The following is a 2,194-nucleotide window of genomic DNA, read 5'->3' as shown; positions in this document are numbered from 1 at the left end:
TTTTCTCCACCTCGCTGGAACTCGGGCTGGGCAGAACAGGGATCCCAAAAGTCTCCACTGCTCCGCCAGGCTAGTTCAGTAGCGGTAGTGGGCAAAGGCCTTGTTGGCCTCGGCCATGCGATGCACCTCTTCCCGCCGTCGAATGGCGCTGCCGGTTTCGTTGGCTGCATCGATCAGCTCATTGGCCAACTTGGCGGCCATGGTGCGACCTGGACGGGTGCGCGAAAAGGTCACCAACCAGCGCAGCGCTAGAGAAGTGCCCCGCTCTCCTCTCACCTCCACAGGCACCTGATAGGTGGCTCCGCCCACCCGGCGGGCTTTTACCTCTACCAATGGGGTGGCGTTGCGAACGGCATTTTCCAGCAAGGGCAGCGGGTCTTGGCCGGTGCGCTCCCGCACAATGTCCAGAGCTTCATAGAGGATCCTGGCAGCCAGGGATGCCTTACCCCTCATCATCAACTTGCGGATCAGCATGGTAACCAGACGGCTCCCATACTTGGGATCCGGGGGCACATCACGACGAGGGGCACGGTTGCGGCGAGACATAGGAGCTGGGTTGCTTGTTCAGATGGGGATGGCAGAAAGAAAGATGACGAGTGGGATATGGAGGGTTGAGGGTGAGGGCAAAGCTATTTTTTCTTGCCAGCGGCGGCTGGAGCTTGGCCCGGCTTGGGCCGTTTCGCCCCGTATTTGGAGCGGCCTTGTTTGCGGTCTTTGACCCCTGCAGCGTCGAGGGTGCCCCGGATAATGTGGTAACGCACGCCGGGCAAATCCTTAACCCGCCCACCGCGAATCATGACCACAGAGTGCTCCTGCAGGTTGTGGCCGATGCCAGGAATGTAGGCAGTGACCTCAAAGCCGGAAGTGAGGCGAACGCGAGCCACTTTTCTCAGGGCCGAGTTGGGCTTTTTGGGCGTTGTCGTGTACACTCGGGTGCAAACCCCCCGCCGCTGTGGACAAGCCTTCAGAGCAGGAGACTTGGTCTTGCGAGCGGCAACGCTGCGCTCCTCACGGATCAGTTGCTGAATGGTGGGCATGGGCTGGCAGAGAAGGTCACGGCTTAAATTTTAAATTATCCGGTTGAATTATCCGGCGATATTGAATCCTAGCAAGGCGGGATCCCAGCGTCAACTTGGGGATGGACTGCTGGGCTGTTAGCCTGGCCGAGTCTGAATTTCGGCCTCGTTCCCCCCTTGCCTCAGCTTTTTAGGAGACTCTGCACACCAGATAAGGATCCCTAGCAGACGATGGGCTGGTTAGATTGGTGGATTGTGCCTCCATGTCCGCTTTGCCGGCGCCCTGCCAAGGCCGTGTTCTGTCAAGACTGTCAAAGGCGGTTGCAGGCGGAGCGCCTTGCCATTTGGCCAGTCACCACCTCGCCTTGGCCACTTTACGCCTGGGGGATCCACCGGGGGGCGCTGCGCAGGGCCATCTACTGCCTGAAGTACGAAGGACAACGAGGCATTGGCTCGGTTTTGGGAGAATGGCTGGGATCCCGCTGGGTGGAAAGCCGACAGCCGTCTTCAGGCTCCCGTAGGGCCTATGGCTTGGACTATACGGTGGTGCCCATCCCGCTTCATGCGGAGCGCCTGCGGCAACGGGGCTACAACCAAGCCGCCTTGATCAGCCAAGCCTTTTGCCAGCGGACAGGTCTGAGACATTGGCCTGAGGCTCTGGTGCGGGTGCGGGCCACAGCGGCTCAACATGAGCTCAACCCGCTGCAACGACAGCACAACTTGGCCGGGGCCTTTGCCCTGAAACAAGTTCCGGCCACACCGGTGTTGCTGGTGGATGACATCTACACCACCGGCTCTACTGTGCAAGCCGCCCAGCAGGTATTGGCCGCTGCCGGGATCCCGGTGGCCGGAGTAGTTGTCGTCGCCCAAACCCCAAAAGCCGCCTCTCCAGACTGGCCCGGAACCCTAGCCCCTATCCCGCCTCCAGCAGATTAAAGGCCGTAACAAACATAAAGTCACAAAACTCGCGCACCAAGTTCGGATCCCGCCAGCCCTTGCGGGTTTCCTCCCGCAGCAATCCTATGGCCTGTTCGGCAGTCAAGGCGGGTTTGTAGGGGCGAGGAGAGGTCAGAGCGTCGAAAATGTCGATCACCTGAAAGACGCGGGCCAACAGAGGGATCTCTTCGCCTGCCAGTCCATCTGGGTAGCCGCTGCCATCCCAACGCTCGTGGTGGTGG

4 protein-coding genes are annotated in these 2,194 nt (G+C 60.3%); 1 reads left to right on the top strand and 3 read right to left on the bottom strand.

From position 1 onward, the window contains the following. Positions 1-75 precede the first annotated feature (75 nt). Both rpsG and rpsL read right to left on the bottom strand, forming a co-directional pair. Positions 76-546: a 30S ribosomal protein S7 gene (gene rpsG / locus NW815_RS10915; RefSeq protein ID WP_011432554.1), complete on the bottom strand. Its 471-nt coding sequence runs from the start codon at positions 544-546 to the stop codon at positions 76-78. A gap of 83 nt (positions 547-629) precedes the next feature. After that, positions 630-1,037, bottom strand: a complete 408-nt coding sequence (rpsL, locus tag NW815_RS10910; protein ID WP_011432553.1) for a 30S ribosomal protein S12 — start codon at positions 1,035-1,037, stop codon at positions 630-632. Between the two features lie 210 nt (positions 1,038-1,247). Between rpsL and NW815_RS10905 the strand changes: the two genes are divergently transcribed. Beyond that, a complete protein-coding gene (locus NW815_RS10905) occupies positions 1,248-1,952 on the top strand; it encodes a ComF family protein (protein WP_414388199.1) in 705 nt (234 codons plus the stop codon). Here NW815_RS10905 and NW815_RS10900 read toward each other — a convergent pair. Continuing rightward, on the bottom strand, positions 1,930-2,194 hold a 265-nt coding region (locus tag NW815_RS10900), incomplete at its 5' end, for an HD-GYP domain-containing protein (RefSeq protein WP_414416003.1). The genes NW815_RS10905 and NW815_RS10900 overlap by 23 nt on opposite strands.

It is taken from the genome of Synechococcus sp. R6-7, from assembly GCF_047461695.1.
GTDB lineage: Bacteria > Cyanobacteriota > Cyanobacteriia > Thermostichales > Thermostichaceae > Thermostichus.
This window is presented reverse-complemented; position numbering and strand designations above follow the sequence as displayed.

Coding starts and splice junctions, on each gene's coding strand:
- rpsG (WP_011432554.1), bottom strand. CDS start 546: ATGTCTCGCCGCAACCGTGCCCCTCGTCGTGATGTGCCCCCGGATCCC.
- rpsL (WP_011432553.1), bottom strand. CDS start 1,037: ATGCCCACCATTCAGCAACTGATCCGTGAGGAGCGCAGCGTTGCCGCT.
- NW815_RS10905 (WP_414388199.1), top strand. CDS start 1,248: ATGGGCTGGTTAGATTGGTGGATTGTGCCTCCATGTCCGCTTTGCCGG.